The sequence below is a fragment of the Pseudomonas sp. GW823-FHT02E01 genome, from assembly GCF_058797535.1.
Map to the genome: position 1 here is coordinate 62,655 of NZ_JBXAJS010000009.1, position 19,777 is coordinate 82,431.

21 protein-coding genes are annotated in these 19,777 nt (G+C 61.0%); 10 read left to right on the forward strand and 11 right to left on the reverse strand.

Annotation, left to right across the window (positions count from 1 at the left end):
* The first annotated feature begins 72 nt into the window (after positions 1 to 72).
* The 3 genes from AC1RDQ_RS21335 to AC1RDQ_RS21345 are packed head-to-tail and all read left to right on the forward strand — an operon-like array spanning position 73 to position 3,309.
* Positions 73 to 1,362 carry an NAD(P)/FAD-dependent oxidoreductase gene (locus AC1RDQ_RS21335; RefSeq protein WP_492588040.1) on the forward strand — a complete coding sequence of 430 codons (1,290 nt, stop codon included), beginning with the start codon at positions 73 to 75 and terminating at the stop codon, positions 1,360 to 1,362.
* Between the two features lie 25 nt (positions 1,363 to 1,387).
* The gene (locus AC1RDQ_RS21340; protein WP_008000492.1) at positions 1,388 to 1,942 is read left to right on the forward strand and encodes a helix-turn-helix domain-containing protein; all 555 of its coding nucleotides are present in this window, start codon (positions 1,388 to 1,390) and stop codon (positions 1,940 to 1,942) included.
* A 20-nt stretch (positions 1,943 to 1,962) separates the two neighbouring features.
* Positions 1,963 to 3,309 (forward strand): glutamine synthetase family protein, encoded by a 1,347-nt coding sequence (locus tag AC1RDQ_RS21345; protein WP_492588041.1) that lies wholly within the window; start codon positions 1,963 to 1,965, stop codon positions 3,307 to 3,309.
* Between the two features lie 183 nt (positions 3,310 to 3,492).
* On the opposite strand, the gene AC1RDQ_RS21350 is transcribed toward AC1RDQ_RS21345, so the two are convergent.
* The 5 genes from AC1RDQ_RS21350 to AC1RDQ_RS21370 all read right to left on the reverse strand — a co-directional run bounded on the left by AC1RDQ_RS21350 (position 3,493) and on the right by AC1RDQ_RS21370 (position 7,686).
* Positions 3,493 to 4,857 (reverse strand): purine-cytosine permease family protein, encoded by a 1,365-nt coding sequence (locus AC1RDQ_RS21350; protein ID WP_492588042.1) that lies wholly within the window; start codon positions 4,855 to 4,857, stop codon positions 3,493 to 3,495.
* Positions 4,858 to 4,862: 5 nt separating this feature from the next.
* A complete protein-coding gene (locus AC1RDQ_RS21355) occupies positions 4,863 to 5,540 on the reverse strand; it encodes a cysteine hydrolase family protein (RefSeq protein WP_492588043.1) in 678 nt (225 codons plus the stop codon).
* Between the two features lie 90 nt (positions 5,541 to 5,630).
* Positions 5,631 to 5,780, reverse strand: coding sequence for a hypothetical protein (locus AC1RDQ_RS21360; RefSeq protein ID WP_167362844.1), 150 nt, complete (start codon positions 5,778 to 5,780; stop codon positions 5,631 to 5,633).
* A gap of 166 nt (positions 5,781 to 5,946) precedes the next feature.
* On the reverse strand, positions 5,947 to 6,990 hold the full coding sequence (locus AC1RDQ_RS21365) for an LLM class flavin-dependent oxidoreductase (protein WP_046043514.1): 1,044 nt from the start codon (positions 6,988 to 6,990) through the stop codon (positions 5,947 to 5,949).
* 210 nt (positions 6,991 to 7,200) lie between these two features.
* Positions 7,201 to 7,686: a flavin reductase family protein gene (locus tag AC1RDQ_RS21370; RefSeq protein WP_057715451.1), complete on the reverse strand. Its 486-nt coding sequence runs from the start codon at positions 7,684 to 7,686 to the stop codon at positions 7,201 to 7,203.
* Positions 7,687 to 8,009: 323 nt separating this feature from the next.
* Here AC1RDQ_RS21370 and AC1RDQ_RS21375 point away from each other — a divergent pair, with 323 nt between their 5' ends.
* A complete protein-coding gene (locus AC1RDQ_RS21375) occupies positions 8,010 to 9,416 on the forward strand; it encodes a purine-cytosine permease family protein (protein WP_492588044.1) in 1,407 nt (468 codons plus the stop codon).
* Between the two features lie 69 nt (positions 9,417 to 9,485).
* Here the strand turns inward: AC1RDQ_RS21375 and AC1RDQ_RS21380 are convergent, their stop codons facing one another.
* A complete protein-coding gene (locus tag AC1RDQ_RS21380; RefSeq protein WP_429522048.1) occupies positions 9,486 to 10,106 on the reverse strand; it encodes a glutathione S-transferase family protein in 621 nt (206 codons plus the stop codon).
* Positions 10,107 to 10,435: 329 nt separating this feature from the next.
* Here AC1RDQ_RS21380 and AC1RDQ_RS21385 point away from each other — a divergent pair, with 329 nt between their 5' ends.
* Entirely contained in the window at positions 10,436 to 11,761 is a 1,326-nt protein-coding gene (locus AC1RDQ_RS21385) for an OprD family porin (protein WP_492588045.1), read from the forward strand.
* Between the two features lie 81 nt (positions 11,762 to 11,842).
* Here the strand turns inward: AC1RDQ_RS21385 and AC1RDQ_RS21390 are convergent, their stop codons facing one another.
* Together AC1RDQ_RS21390 and AC1RDQ_RS21395 are read right to left on the reverse strand one after the other, a co-directional pair.
* Positions 11,843 to 13,174 (reverse strand): ATP-binding protein, encoded by a 1,332-nt coding sequence (locus AC1RDQ_RS21390; RefSeq protein WP_057715447.1) that lies wholly within the window; start codon positions 13,172 to 13,174, stop codon positions 11,843 to 11,845.
* Positions 13,171 to 13,911: a response regulator gene (locus AC1RDQ_RS21395; RefSeq protein WP_008023822.1), complete on the reverse strand. Its 741-nt coding sequence runs from the start codon at positions 13,909 to 13,911 to the stop codon at positions 13,171 to 13,173. The genes AC1RDQ_RS21390 and AC1RDQ_RS21395 overlap by 4 nt, the downstream gene beginning before the upstream one ends.
* A gap of 306 nt (positions 13,912 to 14,217) precedes the next feature.
* Between AC1RDQ_RS21395 and AC1RDQ_RS21400 the strand changes: the two genes are divergently transcribed.
* The 3 genes from AC1RDQ_RS21400 (at position 14,218) to AC1RDQ_RS21410 (ending at position 16,147) form a co-directional block, all read left to right on the forward strand.
* Positions 14,218 to 14,481: a DUF2790 domain-containing protein gene (locus AC1RDQ_RS21400; RefSeq protein WP_057715446.1), complete on the forward strand. Its 264-nt coding sequence runs from the start codon at positions 14,218 to 14,220 to the stop codon at positions 14,479 to 14,481.
* Positions 14,482 to 14,529: 48 nt separating this feature from the next.
* Entirely contained in the window at positions 14,530 to 14,784 is a 255-nt protein-coding gene (locus AC1RDQ_RS21405; RefSeq protein ID WP_090454765.1) for a hypothetical protein, read from the forward strand.
* 145 nt (positions 14,785 to 14,929) lie between these two features.
* Complete coding sequence (locus tag AC1RDQ_RS21410; RefSeq protein ID WP_492588046.1) at positions 14,930 to 16,147, forward strand: cytochrome c biogenesis protein DipZ; 1,218 nt, start codon at positions 14,930 to 14,932, stop codon at positions 16,145 to 16,147.
* Positions 16,148 to 16,156: 9 nt separating this feature from the next.
* Here the strand turns inward: AC1RDQ_RS21410 and AC1RDQ_RS21415 are convergent, their stop codons facing one another.
* Positions 16,157 to 17,149, reverse strand: a complete 993-nt coding sequence (locus tag AC1RDQ_RS21415) for an AraC family transcriptional regulator (protein WP_492588047.1) — start codon at positions 17,147 to 17,149, stop codon at positions 16,157 to 16,159.
* A gap of 178 nt (positions 17,150 to 17,327) precedes the next feature.
* Here AC1RDQ_RS21415 and AC1RDQ_RS21420 point away from each other — a divergent pair, with 178 nt between their 5' ends.
* Positions 17,328 to 17,597, forward strand: coding sequence for a DUF4242 domain-containing protein (locus tag AC1RDQ_RS21420; RefSeq protein WP_057715442.1), 270 nt, complete (start codon positions 17,328 to 17,330; stop codon positions 17,595 to 17,597).
* Between the two features lie 45 nt (positions 17,598 to 17,642).
* On the forward strand, positions 17,643 to 18,455 hold the full coding sequence (locus tag AC1RDQ_RS21425; RefSeq protein ID WP_057715441.1) for a class I SAM-dependent methyltransferase: 813 nt from the start codon (positions 17,643 to 17,645) through the stop codon (positions 18,453 to 18,455).
* Positions 18,456 to 18,588: 133 nt separating this feature from the next.
* On the opposite strand, the gene AC1RDQ_RS21430 is transcribed toward AC1RDQ_RS21425, so the two are convergent.
* A complete protein-coding gene (locus AC1RDQ_RS21430) occupies positions 18,589 to 18,975 on the reverse strand; it encodes a DUF488 domain-containing protein (RefSeq protein ID WP_489327422.1) in 387 nt (128 codons plus the stop codon).
* Between the two features lie 2 nt (positions 18,976 to 18,977).
* Positions 18,978 to 19,700: a phosphatidylcholine synthase gene (gene pcsA / locus AC1RDQ_RS21435; RefSeq protein ID WP_057715439.1), complete on the reverse strand. Its 723-nt coding sequence runs from the start codon at positions 19,698 to 19,700 to the stop codon at positions 18,978 to 18,980.
* Positions 19,701 to 19,777: the final 77 nt, after the last annotated feature.

Here is a 19,777-nt window from a genome sequence, read left to right on the forward strand (position 1 = left end):
CGTTGATTGCTTGTGTGAAATTTACCGTGTATTTTTTCATGAAATTAAAAATACAAAATTTCACGAGGCCGTATGTTTCAGCAATCCACCCGGCATGTCGCCAGTTACTACGCCCATACCTGCGCCGATCGTCTGGTCAATCGAGCTGCACTGGAAGGTGAACAGGACACCGAAGTGCTGATCATCGGGGCCGGGTTCAGTGGATTGCACACGGCTTTGCGTCTGGCGCTGGCCGGCAAGCGCGTGACCTTGCTCGAAGCCAGCCGGGTGGCCTGGGCCGCGTCCGGGCGTAATGGCGGTCAGGCGATTCTCGGCTGGTCGTGCGACATGCCACCGCTGGAAGCGGCGCTGGGTTACGAACGGGCGCGGCGATTGTGGGACGGCATGCGCTGGGCCGCGCGGGAGCTGCGTGACTTGCCCGGCCGCCATGAGTTCGATTGTGACTACCGCGCGGGCCATCTCTGGACCTCGGTGATGCCCCGTCGGGTAGGCCTGCTGACCGAGTGGCAACACGAGGCCAGCCACAAGTGGGGCCACGACAAACTGCAATTTATCGAGCGCAGCGATTTGCCGCAGTGGGTTGCCAGCGAGCGTTATCAGGCCGGCCTGTTCGATCCCGAGGGCGGGCATTTGAATCCGCTGAAATTGGCCCTGGGCCTTGCGGATGCGATCGAGCGGGCCGGTGGCCGCATCCACGAGCAAAGCAAGGCGCTGAGCTATGGCGAGGAGGGCGACGGATTTGTGGTGACCACCGAGCGCGGTCGTATTCGCGCCGATGTGCTGGTGCTGGCGTGCAACGCTTACCTCGATCGACTCGACCCGCAACTGGCCAGTTGCGTGTTGCCGGTCGGGACCTATCAGGTCGCGACCGCGCCGCTGACGAAGGAGTTAGCCACCGCGCTGTTGCCGAGCAATGTGTGCGTGACCGACAACCAGTTCGTGCTCGATTATTTCCGCCGCACCCCGGATAACCGCCTGCTGTTCGGCGGCGGTTGCACTTACCTTGGCGGCATGCCCAAGGACATCGCCGCCGCGACCCGGCCGTTCCTGGAGCGCGTGTTCCCGCAACTCACCGGCGTCGACCTGGAGTTTGCCTGGGGCGGCCACATCGACCTGACCCTCAAGCGCACACCAGATATCGGCCGCCGTGGCGATCTGTACTGGATGCAGGGGTATTCCGGGCATGGCGTGCTGCCGACACTGGCTGCGGCGAGGGCGGTGTCCGACGCGGTACTCGGTCAGCCCGACGAGTTGTCCCTGTACCAAGGCCTGAACAACGGCAGTTTTCCCGGCGGCAAATACCTGGCCGCGCCGCTGGAAGCCATCGGCAAGGCCTGGTATCGACTGCGCGACAGCATTTGAAGCGACACTTTCTGGAAGCCTCTAGATGGACATGCAAGAAGAAATCTCGGCGCTGGCGATCCTGATCCAGGACCTGCGCAAACACAAGAAGTACACCCTGAAGGAACTGGCGGACAAAATCGGCCGCTCCGTGGGTTTTCTGTCCCAGGTCGAGCGCGGCCTGTCGCGCCCGACGGTGGCGGACCTGACCGCCATCAGCGAAACCCTGGGGGTGCCGACCACCTATTTCTACAGCCTGCCCAAACCCATGGCCTTGTCCTGGGTTACCCGCCCGGACGAGCGCCGCACGCTGTACTACGCCGATGGCATCACCGACATCCTCGTTTCGCCGAAAATGCGCGCGTCGTTCTCGATGCTCGAAAGCCAGCTCGAACCCGGTGCCAGCAGCGGTGACCGGCACATGAAGGACAGCTCCGAGCAGGGCGGTTATGTCCTGGAAGGGGAACTGACCCTGTGGCTCGACGACAACGAACCGGTGACCCTGCATCCCGGCGACAGCTTTCAACTGGCCAGCCATGCGCACTGCCGCTACGGCAACCTGTCCGACCAACTGACCCGCGTGCTTTGGGTTTACACCTGATAACAACAAGGAACAAAACGATGGATGCTGTGTGCTCTGAACTGCTGGCCGAGGTTCGCAACTTCCGCCACTGCAACCCCGAAGTGCGTTACGTCGACCTGATCTCCCTGGACATTCCGGGGCATTTCTACGGCAAGCGCTACCCGATCGAGATGCTGGAAAAAGTCGCTGCCGGCAGTGCATTGAAGCTGCCGCAGAACTGCGTGCTGCTCGGCACCCAGGGTGGGCTGTTCAAAATCGGCGATTACTGCTTCAACGATGGTGATCCGGACGCGCTGCGCCGTTTGGTGCCCGGCACGCTGAAACTGGTGAGCTGGGAAAAGCAGCCCTTGGGCCAGATGCTGATCACCTCCGACGGCACCGAAAAGCCCATCGAATTCGAACCCCGTGAAGTGCTGGCGCGGGTGCTGGACCGTCTGCACCGCAAAGGCATTTTCCCGGTGGTGGCCTTCGAGCTGGAGTTTTACCTGTTCGACAGCCGCTTGAAGGACGGCTTGCCGCAATTTCCCCGTGATGAGTTGACCGGCGATGCCGACGATCAGCCGAACATGCACATCGAACGCTTGTCGCGCTTCGCCCCGGTGCTCGATGAAATGGTCGAGACGGCACGAGCCCAGGGCGTCGATGCCACGGTGATCACCGCCGAACTCGGCCCGGGCCAGTTCGAAATCAACTTCGGCCATTGCGATGACGGCCTGCGCGCCGCCGACTGGGCGGCCCTGTTCTGCCGCAGCACCCGGGGCGTGGCGCTCAAGCACAACCTGCGCGCCAGCTTCATGGCCAAACCTTACTTGCAACACCCCGGCAGCGGCATGCACGTGCATGTCAGCCTGTATGACCATGCCGGCAACAACCTGCTGGCGGCGAACGGCCAGCGGGCGCTGCGCCATGCGGTGGCCGGTTGCCTGGATGTGTTGCCGCACTGCATGCCGATTTTTGCCCCGAACCACAATGCCATGCGCCGCCTGAGCGGCACGGTGAACGTCGCGTCCCGCGCCAGTTGGGGCTTCGAGGATCGCGATGCCTGCTTGCGGATTCCGGAGTCGGACATCAAAAACCTGCGCATTGAACATCGTCTGGCGGGCGCCGATGCCAACCCGTATCTGGCATTGGCGGCGATTCTGGTGGGGTTAGAGCAAGGCCTGGAAGGGGAGCGCGAGCCGATTGCACCGCTCAACGAAGACCGCGGCAGTGGCATCGATTTTCCATTGGAAATGCTCGAAGCGGTGCAGTCCATGCAACATCATGCAGCGCTGCGCGAAGGCTTGGGGGCAGAGTTTGTGGACGTCTATTGCGAGAACAAACGTCAGGATCATCTGGCATTTCTGCATGACATCAGCGCGCGGGAGTATCGCTGGTTTCTCTAGTCGCCCTTAGAAAATATGTGGATATTTAATGGGTTAGAGCGTTTAGTAACTGGATAGTGAATAAAAATATCTTGTTACAGGCCGAAATATTCCGTAATATCCGCGCCGCGTTCACCACCACGGTTTATGCATTTTTAAATCCCAGGCGTCCATCAGCTGCCTGGGATTTTTTTTGCCTGAAATTTAGTCGGCCGCTGACTCCATCATCGGCGCTCGCTTGCCGAGCTTCATCAGCCAGTAATAACTCAACGCCGGCACCAGCAACCCGACGATCCACGCCAGGTCCACCCCGTCCAGCGCCGTGGCCACAGGGCCGACATACAGCGTGGTGTTCATGAACGGAATTTCCAGGGCAATCGCCAGCAGGAAACTGCCGCAGGCAATCCGGTTGACCCGCCCGTAGATCCCGTTCAAGTCGAAGATGTCGTCAATTCGGTACTGGCCTTTGCGCAGGCAGTAGTAGTCCACCAGATTGATCGCCGTCCACGGGATCAGGAAGTAGCTCATGAAGAAGATGAAGTTGAGGAAGAAGCTGATGAAGTCGTCCTGACTGATGGTGCACAGGGCCGTGGCCAGCAGGCTGATCAGCAGCATGAACACACCGCGTACCCGCGGGGTCACCTTGAGCCGGGCGAAAGGTTCGATCACGGTGATGGTCGACATGAACGCGCCGTACAGGTTGAACACGTTGATCGACACCTGGCCGTAGACGATGAAGGCGAACAGCAGCACCGCGCCAGCGCCGAACAGACCGGCGACATGCCCGCCGACGTTGCTGGAAAAGTCGCCGATGCCGACGCTCAGGATCGCCCCGAGAATCATCATCCACGCGCCGCCGCTGACCGTGCCGGCGTAGCTGTACCAGAACACCTGGGCGGTGGGCGTGTTGCTCGGCAGGTAGCGCGAATAGTCGGCGACATAAGGTGCATAGGACAGTTGCCAGGTCACGGCAATGCTCACCGCCACCAGGAACTTCGACAGGGAGAAGCCTGTTGGCAGCCATTGTTCGGCCGGGATCGGCAACTGCAAGGCGAGCACCGTGGCGGCCACGAACACCACCAGCGACAGAATCGACAGCAGCTTCTGCAAGCGGTGAATCAACCGATAGCCATAGAGCGCGACGACGAAGCACAACGCGCCGATCAGGTAGATATTGCCGGACATCGGCAGTGGGCTGACGGACTCCAGCGCCTGGGCCGCGAGCAAGGTGTTGCTGACGAAGAAACCCAGGTAGATCAGCATCACGAACAGCAGCGGCAACACCGCCCCCAACACGCCGAATTGTGCCCGGCTCTGGATCATTTGCGGAATGCCCAGCTTCGGTCCCTGGGCCGAGTGGGAGGCCATGAAAATCGCCCCCAGCAACGAGCCGATGATGATCGCCAGCGCACTCCAGAACAGGTTGAGCCCCATCACCACCGGCAACACGCCGGATGCAATGGTGGTGATGTTCATGTTGGCGCCGAACCAGATGTAGAACAGCGAACCCGGTTTGCCGTGACGTTCGGTTTCGGGGATGAAATCGATGCTTCTTTTTTCGACTTGCATGGCGATCACTCCTGAGTCCGGACGAGGTGGGATTGCAGACGGGCGATGGTGCTTTGCAGCTCATGGGGCTGGTGGGCAAACAGGTCCGGCTGCTCGGGGATCAGGCTGATGTGATCGAGCTGTTGCAGGGCGCGCTGGCACTCAGTCGTGGTGAGGATTTCCAGCGCGTAGACCCAGTTGGCCATGATCAGCAGGGCCGAGTAATGCCCGGCCTCGGTGGTCGTGGTGCAGGCATCGCTGACCAGGCGCACGCGATAACCCAGGGCGAAGGCATCGAACACGCTGGTCAGCACGCAGACGTCGGTCAACACACCGCAGACGATCAGCGTGTCGACCGCCATTGCCTTGAGTCGGGCATCGAGGTCGGTGCGGTGGAAGGCACTGTAACGGCCCTTGTCGATGATCAATTCACCGGGCTGCGGCGTCAGCGACTCGATGATTTCCACTTGGCGGGTACCGGCGCGGTAACTGCCGGGGCCACCGTCGGTGGCCAGAGGTTCGCCGTGGGGCAGGTCACTGCCGTCGGCCTGATTGATGTGGCGGGTATAGATGACAGGCATCCGCTGATGGCGGGCGGTATCGAGCAGGGTGGCGGTATTGGTAGCCACTGTGTCGAAGTTTTCCAGGACGAAGCCGTCCTCCTGCTGCATGTCGATGATCAACAGCGCGTTGTTATTGTTCATTGGGCAAACCTGATCAAGACGAAACACGATGCACCGTACGCGCCATGCAATGGCGAGACGCGGGGTGCGTGATTGGCTGTTCGGGTGGGCTCAGTGAACTATTTGCCAGAAACCGTTCTGCTTGGCCGAAACGCTGGCGCGCAGGCGCTTGAAATGCAGGTGCGAAGCGGTCCATTCACCGCGCAGGTAAGCCCGCGCGGCGCCGGAGGGAAGGGCGAGTGATGGGAGGTGACCAGTCATCATTGGAATCGACCCATGTAGGAGCGAGCCTGCTCGCGAAAAACTCTAGACAACGCGGTGTTTCAGATGGCCCGCGTTATCGTTGGCGTCCATCGCGAGCAAGCTCGCTCCCACAGTTGAGGTGTGCTGCCCCCCGGCTTCGCGTCCGGGGAGCAGGGCGGCGCAATCAGCGGAACGCTGGCACCACGTGCTTGATGAACAGCTCCAGGGATTTTTTCTTTTCCGCGTGGGGCAGGCTGTTATCGCACCAGAAGCTGAATTCGTCGACCCCCAGTTCCTGGTAGTACTTGATGCGCGGAATGATTTCTTCCGGGGTACCGATCATGGCGGTCTTGTGCAGGCTTTCCAGTTCGAACTCAGGGCGACCGGCGAATTTCTCTTCCGGGCTCGGTGCGAGGAAGCCGTTGACCGGGGTGGTCTTGTTGCCGAACCAGGCATCGAAGGTGCGATAGAACCTGGAGATTGCCTTGGCCCCGACTTCCCAGCCTTGAGGATCGTCGGCGGTGTGCACGTGGGTGTGACGCAGTACCATCAGTTGCGGTCGCGGCACGCCGGGGTTGTTGTCGAGCGCGGCCTGGAATTTGTTCTTCAGGTCGAGGACTTCCTCGTCGCCTTTCATCAACGGCGTGACCATGACGTTGCAACCGTTGGCCACGGCGAAGTTGTGCGAGTCCGGGTCGCGGGCGGCGATCCACATCGGCGGGTTCGGCTGCTGGATCGGCTTGGGTACGCTGGTGGAGGTCGGGAATTTCCAGATGTCGCCGTCATGGGCGTAGTCACCGTTCCACAATGCCCGCACCACCGGAACCATTTCCCGCAACGCCTGGCCGCCGGAGGAGGCCGGCATGCCGCCGGCCATGCGGTCGAACTCGATCTGGTAGGCGCCACGGGCCAGGCCGACTTCCATGCGTCCGTTGCTGATCACATCGAGCAACGCGCATTCACCGGCCACCCGCAGCGGATGCCAGAACGGCGCGATGATGGTGCCGGCGCCCAGGTGAATGGTGGTGGTCTTGCCCGCCAGGTAAGCCAGCAGCGGCATCGGGCTTGGCGAGATGGTGTATTCCATGGAGTGGTGTTCACCGATCCACACGGTGCTGAAACCACCGGCCTCGGCCATCAGCGTCAGTTCGGTCAGGTCTTCGAACAACTGGCGGTGGCTGACGCTCTCGTCCCAACGTTCCATGTGTACGAACAGGGAAAACTTCATGACGCTTACCTCGGATCTATTGTTGTCGGCCAGTCGATCGCTGGCCTGTTGATTATTGGTATACCATAATACGAAATCTGTGCAAATGTTTCTCACTGGTCAGTGAGCAACCTGTGGGAGCGAGCTTGCTCGCGAAAGCGGTCTGCCGGGCCATGTGGATGTGACTGACAAACCGTCTTCGCGAGCAGGCTCGCTCCCACAAGGCGGAGATCAGGCCAGAACGGGCAACGCGCCCATCTTGCCGTGGCAATACACCAGTGGCCCGCTGCTCTGGCGGGGCACGATCAGGTTTTTCACCGCGCCGACCATGATGGCGTGGTCACCGCCTTCATATTCGCGCCACAGCTCACATTCGATGACCGCCGTGGCATTGGCCAGAATCGGGTTGCCCAGCTCGCTCAACGTCCACTCGATCCCCTGGGCCTTGTCCTTGCCTTTGCGCGCGAAGGCATAGGCTTCGCTTTGCTGGCCGCCGGAAAGCACGTGGATGGCAAAACGTTTGTTCTTGATCAGGACCGGGTAGGAGTCGGAGCTGTAATTGGGGCAGAACAGCACCAGAGCCGGGTCCATCGACAACGAACTGAAGGCGCTGGCGGTCAGGCCAACGATTTGCCCGTCGTCATCCAGGGTGGTGATCACGGTCACTCCGGACGGGAACGAACCCATGACTTGTTTGTAGATGGCGGCATCGATCATTGGACGGTCCTCGGGTGGTGTGACGCGTTTTTATGTGTTTATAGGTCTGATGGTATACCGTAATACATCGATTGCAAGGTCTTTTTAGGTGAACCGATAAACGTAAGGCTTTCGTCTGGAACCCAATGATTGCTGGGCTTTAAGCTAGCAAACGCTGGCGTGGATCGGGCAGGATGCCGGCTCAGATGCTTGTTCAAAGACCGGATCAGCCTTGTTTAAAGCTTGGAATACCATAATATGGTCCGCATCTGAGGGGCGGCCAGAGAGTCCCCCCGGTTTGGCTTCATACAAAGATAAGAACAGACAAACTCGAGTTCATGCACATGTCCCAGATGTCCCGGCAAGACCCGTTGATCGAGAACCATACGGTCGACTACGTTCCACTCGCAGAGCGCCACGGGAAGGCCCGCGATCTCTTCACCCTGTGGTTCAGCACCAACATCGCGCCACTGCCCATCGTCACCGGCGCCATGGTGGTCCAGGTGTTCCACCTCGACCTGTTCTGGGGGTTGCTGGCGATAGCCCTCGGGCACATGGTCGGCGGTGTAGTGATTGCGCTGGCGTCGGCCCAGGGACCGTGCATGGGCATCCCGCAGATGGTGCAGAGCCGTGGTCAGTTCGGCCGCTATGGCGCGCTGCTGATCGTGTTCTTCGCGGCATTGATCTACATCGGTTTCTTCATTTCCAACATCGTGCTGGCAGGCAAATCGATTGTCGGCATTGCGCCGTCGGTTCCGGTGCCGGCCAGCATTCTCATCGGCGCCTTAAGCGCCACGGCCATCGGGGTGATCGGTTATCGCTTCATCCATACCCTGAACCGCATCGGCACCTGGGTGATGGGCGGTGCCTTGCTCGCCGGTTTCCTCTATATCTTCGCCCATGATCTGCCGGCGGACTTCTTCACTCGCGGCGGGTTCAACCTGTCCGGCTGGCTGGCCACGGTGTCGCTGGGCATCATCTGGCAGATCAGCTTCTCGCCGTATGTGTCGGACTACTCGCGTTACCTGCCTGCGGATATTGGGATCGCCAAGCCATTCTGGGCCACGTATCTGGGGGCGACCCTGGGCACGATCCTGTCGTTCACCTTCGGCGCCGTGGCGGTACTGGCGACCCCGGAAGGCACCGAGGCGATGGCGGCGGTCAAGCAGTCCACCGGTTGGCTGGGGCCGATCCTGATGGTGTTGTTCCTGCTCAACATCATCAGCCACAACGCCTTGAATCTGTATGGCGCAGTGCTGTCGATCATCACCTCGATCCAGACCTTCGCCAGCCAATGGACGCCCAGCATCAAGGTGCGCGTGGTGTTGTCGGGCATCGTGCTGGCGGGTTGCTGCGTGGTGGCGCTGGGTGCCTCGGCGAATTTCATTTCGCAATTCATCGGCCTGATTCTGGCGCTGTTGCTGGTGCTGGTGCCGTGGGCCTCGATCAACCTGATCGACTTTTACCTGATCAAGCGTCGTCGCTATGACATCGCCTCGATCTTCCGGGCCGACGGCGGTATCTACGGTCGCTTCAACCTGCATGCGATCATTGCCTACTTCATCGGCATCATCGTGCAACTGCCATTCGCCAATACTTCACTGTACGTCGGACCGTATGCCAATCTGGTGGAGGGCGCGGACCTGTCGTGGCTGGTGGGGCTGGTGGTGACGTGCCCGTTGTATTACTGCCTCGCTACGCGAAGCCAGTCGCAGGAAAGCCGTTCGGCGAAGTTCGGCTACACCGACTGAGGCAAAGTCGTTTCGTGTTCGTCAGAAAATGCCCGGCGACATGGGGGCATTTTTGTTTTCGGTGAACGTTCAGGAATGGTTGAACACATTCAGGCCACGTTGAACCGCCGGCCTGGCTTCGACTGTGTCGAACCAGCGTGATAGCTGAGGCAGTTGCTTCCAGTCCAGCCGATCACGGAATGCCGTGGCAATGGTGAAGGCCGAAATGTCGGCCATGGAGAACTGCGCTCCGGCCATGAAGTCGTCCGTCAGAAAGCTTTCCGAGTAGGTGAGCTGTTCAATCACCCGCAGATCGATGATCGCCGCCGCCTTGGCCTGCCCCGCCTGGTGCAGAAAAAAGGCGGCATGGCTGGGGGCGATGACATCGGTCACGAAAAAGAAATAGCGGTCGATTACCCGGGTGCGATCAGGTCCTGGCTGCGCCGGGGCCAGCCTTCCGGGCGCAATGGAATCGGCGTACTGGATGATGGCGTTGGACTGGTTGATGACCAGCACCGGAGTTGTCCCGTGATCGATCAGGGTCGGCACTTTCCCGGCCGGGTTAAGCGCCAGGAAGGCCGGGCCACGGTGTTCCTGTGCATACAGGTCGAGCCTGCGTGCCGTATAGGCGATGCCCGACTCTTCCAGGGCAATCGCGGCCCTCAGGCTGTTGCCGGTGTTCGCGCCGTAAAGTTCGATTTGATCGTTCATGGGGCATTGCTCTTGTAGTGACATACCAGCAGTCACCGATCGCTGCCGATGAAGTCAGTATGATGAAAATCCGCCGCACCGATATTCAAAAACAGTGATCGTCCATACCCCTGTGCGACAAGGCTTATCCCTGTACGAAAACTACTTTCACCGCGTTTGATAATAGCCTCTCGAAGTGTTTTAAGAGTTTCACAAGCCAGTCAGTCAACCCTCACCTCGAACGTCCGATGACTCATGTCACTCATCGAGCGCTGATGCGTGGGCGGTAATCGGGTCCTGTCTGGCGGTGAAACCTTCAAATAACGATAAGAAACACCCAGGAGCCCCCTATGTTCAAACGAGCGATTCCCACTGCAGTCCTGCTGGCCACCAGTTCGGTGTGCGCACAGGCTGCCGATACCGCAGGCCATGGTTTTCTGGAAGACAGCAAGGCCAGCCTGTCGATGCGCACCCTGTACTTCAACAGCGACAATCGCGATGGCAGCGCCGCCCCCTCGAAAACCGAAGAGGCGGCCCAGGGTTTCGTGTTGCGCTATGAGTCCGGGTTTACGCAGGGCGCGGTGGGGTTCGGGCTCGACGCCCAGGCGTTGCTCGGCATCACGCTGGACAGCGGAGCAGGGCGCCACGTCGGTAGCGGCATGATTCCCTCTGATGGCGACGGCGCGGCCGATGCCTGGAGCAGCTTCGGCCCTACGGCGAAAATGCGCGTGGCCAAGACTGAATTTCGCTACGGCACCTTGCTGCCGAAATTGCCGATCCTTCTGGCGAACGATGCCCGTGTGTTGCCGCAATCGTTTACCGGCGCGCAGGTCACCTCGAACGACATCGATGGCCTGACGTTGACCGGCGGTGTGCTGGAGCACGCGGTAGGGCGCGCCTCGACGGACCGCACAGGTCTGTCGGTCGCCGGCAGCACGCGGGACAGCAACAAGTTCTACTACGCCGGCGGTGACTACAACCTCGCCAGGAACCTGAAGACCCAGTATTACTTCGCGCAACTGGAAGACTTCTACAACCAGAACTTCCTCGGCCTGACGCACATCCTGTTCATCGACAGCGCAAGCTCGCTCACCACCGACCTGCGTTACTTCCGTACCACGTCGAGCGGTGCCAACAGCTCTGCCTCCGGCCGCGCGCAAGGCTATCGGGTATCGGGCTACACCGACGACAACGATGGTGAAATCGACAACAGCACCTGGGCCGCGATGGTCACCTACAGCCACGGTGGTCACGCAGTGTCGGTGGGGCATCAACGTGTGGGCGATGGCAGCAACTTCGTCCAGCCCAACCAGGGCAGCCTGGTGGACAAGGGAGCGGGCGGCGGCAGTGTCTACCTGCCCACCGACAAGATGATCCAGAACTTTGCCCGGGCCGGCGAGCAGACGAATTTCGGCCAATACACCTACGACTTCGCGCCCTTGGGCGTGCCGGGCCTGAAAGCCTCGATCGTGTATCTGAAGGGGACGGACATCAAGGCGCAAAACGCCAGTGACCAGTCCGAGTGGGAGCGCGACATGACCCTGGACTACGTGTTGCAATCGGGTACGTTCAAGGGGGTGGGGTTCACACTGCGTAACGCCAAGTCCAATACCGATGCCGGGCGCAACGTGGATCAGAACCGGTTCATCATCAATTACACCTTGTCGTTGTTGTAATCACGGCGCCCCCCCTGTGTGCGGGCTTGCCCGCGAAGGCGGCCTGACAGCCGACCATTTTCTACGGTTGGTCCGGCATTCTCACCCCTGAGCCAAACCCTTCTGCCCCGGCAATCGCAACTCCGCACACAACCCGCCCCCTTCGCGATTGCTCAAGGTCAAGGAGCCTCCAATCGCGACCGCCAGTTGCTGGGCGATCGCCAGCCCCAGCCCGGTGCCGCCGGTGCTGCGGTTGCGGGAATTCTCAACGCGGTAGAACGGTTCCATCACTTGCTTGAGTTCTTCCTCGGCGATCCCCGGACCACGGTCGAGGATCTTGATCGAGAGGTTGCCATCGGCCTGCTTTTGCACCCGCAACTCGGCGGCACCGGCAAACTTCAATGCGTTGTCCGTCAGGTTGACCAGCACCCGGCGCAAGGCGTGGGGGCGTGTGTCGATGACGGCGGCACTCTTGCCGCTGAGCTGAACATCCTTGCCCACGTCCTGATAGTCGAACACCAGGCTGTCGAGGAACGAGTCGAGGTCGGTGCGGCGGCTTTCTTCGGTGGCACCGTGGATGCTGCGGGCGTAGGCCACGCCTTCGCGCACCAGGTGTTCCATTTCGCCCAGGTCGTTCCACAGTTTGTCTTTTTCGCTGGAGTCGTCCATGAACTCGGCGCGCAGTTTCATGCGGGTGATCGGGGTTTGCAGATCGTGGGAGATTGCCGCGAGCAATTGCATGCGTTCCTTCAGGTACGCCGCGATGCGTGCCTGCATCGCGTTGAAGGCCTTGGCGGCGTGGGCGACTTCGGTCGGGCCTTTTTCGTCCAGGAGTACGGGATGGGCGTTGGGGTCCAGGGTTTCGACCGCACCGGCGAGGCGGGCGAGGGGGCGGATGGCGATTCTGACCGCCAGCCAGGAGCAGGCCAGCATCAGCGCCAGTTGCCCGAGCAACACGATGGGCAGCCAGGGCGACAACGGCACCATCGCCGGGCGGACGTCGATGGTCAGCGGGCTGCCATCGGCCAGGTTCAAGTGCACCTGGAAATGTTTTTTCGGCCCGGGGATGTCGGTAAAGGTCATCGGGTAATCGTGGCCGATGGCGTCTTTGATCGAGGCAATGGCAATGGGCGCATCGGGCATGTCGGTGCGGATGGGCGTGCCCGGCGACCCCTCATTGAGCATGTAACTGTAATTGCGCCGCTCCAGTTGTTTGAGCCAGGCGGCTCGCTCATCGGCGGGCAAGCGGTCGAGGATGGCAACGGACGTGGAAACGTCGGTTTCCAGGTTGCCGAGCATGGTGTTTTTCGAGGACTCGTAGCGTTCGTAGTACTGCGCGCCGAAGGACAGCGCCTGGGCGAGGATCAGGCCGATCAGGAATATCAGCGACAGCCGCGAGGCCAGGGTCCGCGGCCAATGCAGCGCCAGGGTCATGATTGATCGCCCAGGATTTCCACCGGCAGGGAAAACACATAGCCTTCGCTGCGCACGGTCTTGATGTAGGCCGGTTCGCGAGCGTCGTCGAGCAAGCGCTGGCGCAGACGACTGACCAAAAGATCGATGGAACGGTCGAACAGGTCGGCGTCGCGGCCCTGGGTCAGATTGAGCAATTGATCGCGGTTGAGCACCCGTTGTGGATGGTCGAGAAACACCCGCAGCAATCGATATTCAGCACCGCTCAGGGCCACCATGGTGCCGTCTGCATCGAGCAGGTGACGGGCCGAGGTGTCCAGGCGCCAGCGCCCAAAGGCCAACAGGCGGCTGGCTTCGGTCACCACCAGGTTCGGTGGCAGCATGCGGGTGCGTCGCAGCACCGCGTTGATCCGCGCCAGCAGTTCACGGGCAGCGAATGGCTTGACCAGATAGTCGTCGGCACCCATTTCCAGGCCGAGGATGCGATCGGTTTCATCGTTGCGGGCGGTGAGCATCAGCACTGGCGTGGCCTTGTGCTTGCCGGCGCGCAGTTCGCGGCAGAGCAGCAGGCCATCGTCACCCGGCATCATGATGTCCAGCACGATCAGGTCCACCGGGGTGGTTTCCAGAAAGGCGCGCATTTGCCGTCCATCCGCCACGACCGTGGTGCGCAGGCCGTTCTTCTTCAGGTAGTTGCCAACCAGTTCGCGGATTTCGCGGTCATCGTCAACGATGAGGATGTGATCAACGTGATCCATTGGGCCAAACCTCTGGTGAATGGGGAATGCCACACAGTCTATCGAGCCTGGGCGGGCTCGCCTGCCGCCCTTTGTATTGCAGTGTATCCGGCTTGCCTGCGGATACACACGAAGGCAAAAAAGCCGATTTCCAGCGGTTTTGTATTGCTTTGTATCCAGGCACCGTTCTGATACGTACCGATTGATTCTCGCCGATTCCCGACACAGACGAGATACCTCGCAGGCTTTTAATAGGTTCCATCGAGGCAAACCAGAGCGCCTCGGCCCAACGAACAGTTGACCTGTTGAAACCTTGAGGAGTCCGCCATGAACACCAAAGCCATCTACGCAGCCTGCCTGTTTGCCGCACTGAACATCTGCACCTTGTCGGCCCGTGCCGAAGCCGATGTCGCTCCCAGAACCTACACCTATGGCACCCAACTGGATATCAGGAAAGTGGTGTCGCTGACCGAGGACACTACGCCTTCCTGCGGCGTGGTGAATGCGCGGCTGACGTACCTCGACTCCCAGTCAAAAACCCAGGTGCTGGATTACAGCAAATTCGCCGACAACTGCAATTCGGAAAACTGAGTGTCGCGATCAACCCCCGCCAAATCCATTTGCAACTGGAAGGACATCATGAACAACGTTACCCGCTACTTGACCGCCATCGTCTTTTCCGCCGCCGGTGCGGCGGCCCATGCCAACGCCGCTGTCGAGCAAAGCGCCTGCGCCAGCAACACCTGCTTCCAGCTCACGCCGGTGGCAGAGAAGGGCACCCAGGGCTTCCTGGCGCAAGACGGTTCCAGCCGCACGCCGCAGGGGCAGATGCTCGCCGAGAACGGTTCCAGCCGCACGCCTCAGGGGCAGTTGCTGGATGAGCAGACGGCTTGAGAACACCCCGATCCACTGTGGGAGCGAGCTTGCTCGCGATAGCGATGGTTCAGTCAACGATGTGTCGCCTGACCGGACGCCATCGCGAGCAGGCTCGCTCCTACAGTGGTGATGTGTTGCCCTCTAATTTGCATTAGGTGATCCCATGTTACTCATCGCTTTCCTGGGCGGCATATTGACCGTCCTCAGCCCGTGCATCCTGCCGGTCGTGCCATTCCTGTTTGCCGGGGCCGACCGTACACGCTCCTCGATCCTGCTGACCCTCGGCGGCATGGTCCTGACCTTTGCCCTGGTCTCCAGCCTGGCCGTGGTCAGCAGTGAGTGGGTGATACAGGCCAGCAACACCGGCCGCCACGTGGCGCTGGCGGTGATGGTGCTATTCGCCCTGTCGCTGATCTCCGCCCGGGTCGGTGACTGGCTGGCCCGTCCCTTCGTGCTGCTGGGCAATCGCATCGACCCGGACTCGCGCAAGATGTCCGGGCCGTTGGCTTCGATCATGATCGGTGTCGCCACCGGGCTGCTCTGGGCACCCTGCGCGGGGCCGATCCTCGGCGTGATTCTCACCAGCGCCATGCTGCAAGGTGCGAACGCCGGCACCAGTCTGTTGCTGGTGGCCTATGGCGCGGGCAGTGCGCTGTCCCTGGGCACCTTGATCTTTGCCGGGCGCGGCCTGGTCAATCGCTTGAAACCGTCGATTCCCGTCACCGGCTGGTTGCGCCGTGGCGCCGGGGTTGCGGTGCTCGCCGGTGCGGCGGTGATTGCAACGGGGGCCAATGACCTGTTGCTGGCCAACACCTCATCGGAAGGTGTCAACAGTGTGGAGAAAGGCGTGCTGGAAGCCGTGCCGAAAGTCGTCGATTACCTGGTCAGCAAGGTCAAGGCAGACAGCACCATGGGCGATGCCCAAGGCGCCATGCCCTCGCTGTCCGGCGCGGTGGAATGGCTCAACTCGCCGGCACTGAGCAACGAAGCCCTGAAAGGCAAGGTTGTGCTGGTGGACTTCTGGACCTTCGACTGCATCAACTGCAAGCACACCCTGCCGTACGTGAAGGAATGGGCGAAGAAATACGAAAAGGACGGACTGGTGGTGATCGGCGTGCACACGCCTGAATACGGCTTTGAGCGCATCATCGACAACGTCAGGGCCAAGGTGAAGGAATACGGCATCACCTACCCGGTGGCGATCGACAACAACTACGCGATCTGGCGCAACTTCGACAACCAGTACTGGCCCGCGCACTACCTGATCGATGCCAAGGGGCAGGTGCGTTACACCCACTTCGGCGAAGGTAGTTACGACACTCAGGAAAAAATGATTCAGCAGTTGCTGGAGGAGGCCAAGACCGGCGCGCCAGCGGCGTAACTTGCTCGATCAATGGCTCATGGGTCTTGCCCCGTGGGCCATGGTTTTTTTCTCCTGTCCGCGCCGCCACGCCGCCGGTGGCGCACCGAACTCGCGACGGAAGGCGCGGCTGAAAGCGGTATCGGTCTGGTATCCCACTTCTTCGGCGATGCGCGTCAATGAGCTGTTGCTGCTGCGTAACAGATTGGCGGCGAGCAACATGCGCCATTGCGTCAGGTACTGCATCGGCGACACCCCCACCAGTTGCTGGAAGCGTTCGGCCAACACCGATCTTGAGGTGCTGGCAGTGCGCGCCAGTTCGTCCAGCGTCCAGGCGTGGCAGGGTTTTTTGTGCAAGGCGTTGAGGGCGGCGCCGACGATGCGGTCGCGCACACCGGCCAGCCAGCCGGTGCGGCCTTCGCCTTGTTCGTTCATGTACAGGCGCAACACTTCGATGAACAGCACTTCGGCCAGTTTGGCCAATACCCCTTCGCCGCCAGGGCGGGGCGAGCGGGCTTCGGCGAGGGCATAGCGCACGGAGGATTCCAGCCAGATACCGGCATCCGAACCGCGCACATTGACCCGCACCACCGCCGGCAAGCCCTTGAGCAATATGCCCGCCAGGCGCGTGTCGCACGCCAGATAACCGCACACCAACCGGGTGACCGCGCCACCCCCGCCATAACTCAACTGCCGGGGCCGGCGCGCCAGCACGGCATCCAGTCGCGCACCCGTGGCGGGGGGCAATCCAGGGCGTGAGCACATGCGATGGGCGTCGCCCTGGGGGAAGATCACCACATCGCCTGCACTCAGATGCAGCGGCGGGTCATCGCCCAGTTCAACGTAGCACTCACCTTCGGTTATCAGGTGAAAGATCACTACCCGTTCTGCATCGGGCTCCAGAAACGGCGCGGCGGTGTCGGCGCTGGGCGACTGGTAGCACCAGGGCGCGGTGAACCGGGCGTTGATAAAGATCGCGCCGACCAGATGCACGACGCGCAGGGTCTGCGACAGAGCGTCCATTGGGGGTTTCCCGTGGAAGGATTCCTGATTGTGAGCGCCTCGGCGCGCAACGTGGAATCTCCGGACGATCGGGCAGGGTTGGGCGACGATCGGACAGGACGCCAGCGCCCGTCAGGGCGATAGTTTGATCACAGGGTGAGTGCCGCCCTGCCATCAAGAACAATAAAGAGAGGTTGCCATGCCTAAGTTCGTCATTGAACGTGAGATCCAGGGCGCCGGAGCATTATCGGATAGGGATTTGAAAGCCGCTTCGCAAAAGTCCTGCCGGGCGTTGCGTGAGTTGCCTGAGGTGCAGTGGCTGCAGAGCTATGTCACCGGTGACAAGCTCTACTGCGTGTACATCTCGCCGAACGAAGAGCAGATCAGGGAGCACGCTCGGGTGAGCGGGTTTCCCGCCAATCGCATTTCCCAGGTCATGAACATCATCGATCCGACAACGGCGGAGTGAATGCCCGCCAGGCCCGACTCGTGTTTCAACCCAGAGACCTTCTCCATGAGTACACCTATTGATCTGACTGCCTTGAAAAACCGCCAGATGGCCTCCTGGGCCAGCGGCGACTACGCCGTGATCGGCACCACCCTGCAGATCGTCGGCGAGCAACTGGCCGAAGCCTGTGACCTGTTGTGCGATGAGCGCGTGCTCGACGTTGCCGCCGGTAACGGCAACGCAACCCTCGCGGCTGCGCGCCGTGGCTGCCAGGTGACGTCCACCGACTATGTCGCCGCCTTGCTCGAACGCGGCGAAGAACGGGCCCGGGCAGAACGGCTGAATGTCTCCTTCCAGGTCGCCGATGCCGAAGCCTTGCCCTTTGCCGACGGCAGCTTTGATGCCGTGCTATCGACCTTCGGTGTGATGTTCACGCCGGACCAGCCCAAAGCCGCCGCGGAACTGGCACGGGTTTGTCGCCCGGGCGGGCGGATTGGCTTGGCCAACTGGACGCCGGAAGGTTTCGTCGGCCAGATGTTCAAGACCCTTGGCCAGCACCTGCCACCCCCTCCGGGTGCCAATCCGCCCTCACGCTGGGGCACCGAAGCCTGGCTGCACGAGCATTTCGACGAACGTGAATTCCTGCTCCAGGTGACGCGTCGCACGTTCAATTTCCGCTATCGCTCGGCGGCGCATTTCATCGATACCTTCCGCCAGTGGTACGGGCCGGTGCACAAGGCCTTCGCCGCTCTGCCCGAGGATGGCGCCAAGGCCCTGGAGACCGACTTGACCGAGCTGATCAACCGGTTGAACCGGGCGGGCAACAAATCGCTGGTGGTGCCGAGTGAATACCTGGAGGTGGTGATCACGCGGCGTTGAATGACAACCCTGTAAAAAACTGTGGGAGCGAGCTTGCTCGCGATAGCGGTCTTCCAGTCACAGATGCTGTGGCTGACCCACCGCCTTCGCGAGCAAGCCCGCTCCCACAGGGGTTGTGTGGTGGTCATGGCATCTAAATCACTACGGCCCCACGCGCCTCCAGCAACTCGCGCAACACCGACCGATGGCAATGCGCTTCATCCTCGCAATAACAGCCAACGGCCAGGGACGTCTGATGGGACAACGCGGCCAGCAGATCCAGCAACTGACTGGCAGCGGGCTGGCTCATCTCGGCCTTGAACTTGCGCCGGAACACCTCCCAGGCCTTGGCATCTTGCGCAGCCTTGGCCTCGGCCACCAACTGCGCACTGGGCGACAGCAGCGGCTGCCAGACATCATAAAAGTCCCGACGGGCGAATTCGGCTTTCGGTACGCCACGGGGAGGGCGGCGTACCGTGCCCAGGCGCAATCCTTCATCGGGTCGACGGGGTGAGCCGAGTTGAACGATATGGACCGCCATGGCTACTTGAGCCTCGATTCGTCGAACCACTCCAGCGCCGTGCGCCACAGGCAGATGCCCAGGAAGTACGCCGACATCAGCAGCCACAGCCCCATCACCCACGGGTTGATCAGCGGATGGTTGAGCACCAGTGACAGGCTGCACAGCAACCAGATGGCCGTCACCGCAATGTTGATCGGCATGAACCGGCGCACGCGAAACGGGTGCAGGAATTTCATCCGGGTCACGGTCAGCAGGGCCAGGCCAATGACTGTAATGAAGGTGATCCACGGCGACGGGGCGATGATGTAAAGGCACAGGGCAACCACGTTCCAGGCGGCGGGGAAGCCCTGGAAGTAGTTGTCCTTGCTCTTCATGTTGACGTTGCAGAAGCAGAACAGCGACGACACCAGAATCAGCGACACGCTCAGCAGCAAGGTGTAGTCCGGCAACGGGATATAGCGATAGATGAACAGTGCCGGGATAAACACGTACGTCAGGTAGTCGATCACCAGGTCGAGGATCGAGCCATCGAAGCTCGGCAACACCGACTGCACGTTGACCTTGCGTGCCAGCGCACCGTCCAGACCGTCAACGATCAGGGCGACACCCAGCCACAGCAGGCAATGGGTCGGCTGGTTTTCCAGCAGGGACAGGGTGGCGAGGAAAGCGGTGACCACGCCAGTGGCGGTAAAACCATGGGCGCCCCATGCTTTGAGCCTGGCGATGTACAGGGTTGAAATCACAGGGGCGTTCTCCAGTGAATGAAGCAAGCCAGTTGTCACCTCGTGTACGGGGTGGTGGCAAACCGGGTCGGGTTGCA

Excerpts from the sequence above, each read along its gene's own strand:
- AC1RDQ_RS21335 (WP_492588040.1), top strand. The coding sequence starts at position 73 with ATGTTTCAGCAATCCACCCGGCATGTCGCCAGTTACTACGCCCATACC.
- AC1RDQ_RS21340 (WP_008000492.1), top strand. The coding sequence starts at position 1,388 with ATGGACATGCAAGAAGAAATCTCGGCGCTGGCGATCCTGATCCAGGAC.
- AC1RDQ_RS21345 (WP_492588041.1), top strand. The coding sequence starts at position 1,963 with ATGGATGCTGTGTGCTCTGAACTGCTGGCCGAGGTTCGCAACTTCCGC.
- AC1RDQ_RS21350 (WP_492588042.1), bottom strand. The coding sequence starts at position 4,857 with ATGCAAGTCGAAAAAAGAAGCATCGATTTCATCCCCGAAACCGAACGT.
- AC1RDQ_RS21355 (WP_492588043.1), bottom strand. The coding sequence starts at position 5,540 with ATGAACAATAACAACGCGCTGTTGATCATCGACATGCAGCAGGAGGAC.
- AC1RDQ_RS21360 (WP_167362844.1), bottom strand. The coding sequence starts at position 5,780 with ATGACTGGTCACCTCCCATCACTCGCCCTTCCCTCCGGCGCCGCGCGG.
- AC1RDQ_RS21365 (WP_046043514.1), bottom strand. The coding sequence starts at position 6,990 with ATGAAGTTTTCCCTGTTCGTACACATGGAACGTTGGGACGAGAGCGTC.
- AC1RDQ_RS21370 (WP_057715451.1), bottom strand. The coding sequence starts at position 7,686 with ATGATCGATGCCGCCATCTACAAACAAGTCATGGGTTCGTTCCCGTCC.
- AC1RDQ_RS21375 (WP_492588044.1), top strand. The coding sequence starts at position 8,010 with ATGTCCCAGATGTCCCGGCAAGACCCGTTGATCGAGAACCATACGGTC.
- AC1RDQ_RS21380 (WP_429522048.1), bottom strand. The coding sequence starts at position 10,106 with ATGAACGATCAAATCGAACTTTACGGCGCGAACACCGGCAACAGCCTG.
- AC1RDQ_RS21385 (WP_492588045.1), top strand. The coding sequence starts at position 10,436 with ATGTTCAAACGAGCGATTCCCACTGCAGTCCTGCTGGCCACCAGTTCG.
- AC1RDQ_RS21390 (WP_057715447.1), bottom strand. The coding sequence starts at position 13,174 with ATGACCCTGGCGCTGCATTGGCCGCGGACCCTGGCCTCGCGGCTGTCG.
- AC1RDQ_RS21395 (WP_008023822.1), bottom strand. The coding sequence starts at position 13,911 with ATGGATCACGTTGATCACATCCTCATCGTTGACGATGACCGCGAAATC.
- AC1RDQ_RS21400 (WP_057715446.1), top strand. The coding sequence starts at position 14,218 with ATGAACACCAAAGCCATCTACGCAGCCTGCCTGTTTGCCGCACTGAAC.
- AC1RDQ_RS21405 (WP_090454765.1), top strand. The coding sequence starts at position 14,530 with ATGAACAACGTTACCCGCTACTTGACCGCCATCGTCTTTTCCGCCGCC.
- AC1RDQ_RS21410 (WP_492588046.1), top strand. The coding sequence starts at position 14,930 with ATGTTACTCATCGCTTTCCTGGGCGGCATATTGACCGTCCTCAGCCCG.
- AC1RDQ_RS21415 (WP_492588047.1), bottom strand. The coding sequence starts at position 17,149 with ATGGACGCTCTGTCGCAGACCCTGCGCGTCGTGCATCTGGTCGGCGCG.
- AC1RDQ_RS21420 (WP_057715442.1), top strand. The coding sequence starts at position 17,328 with ATGCCTAAGTTCGTCATTGAACGTGAGATCCAGGGCGCCGGAGCATTA.
- AC1RDQ_RS21425 (WP_057715441.1), top strand. The coding sequence starts at position 17,643 with ATGAGTACACCTATTGATCTGACTGCCTTGAAAAACCGCCAGATGGCC.
- AC1RDQ_RS21430 (WP_489327422.1), bottom strand. The coding sequence starts at position 18,975 with ATGGCGGTCCATATCGTTCAACTCGGCTCACCCCGTCGACCCGATGAA.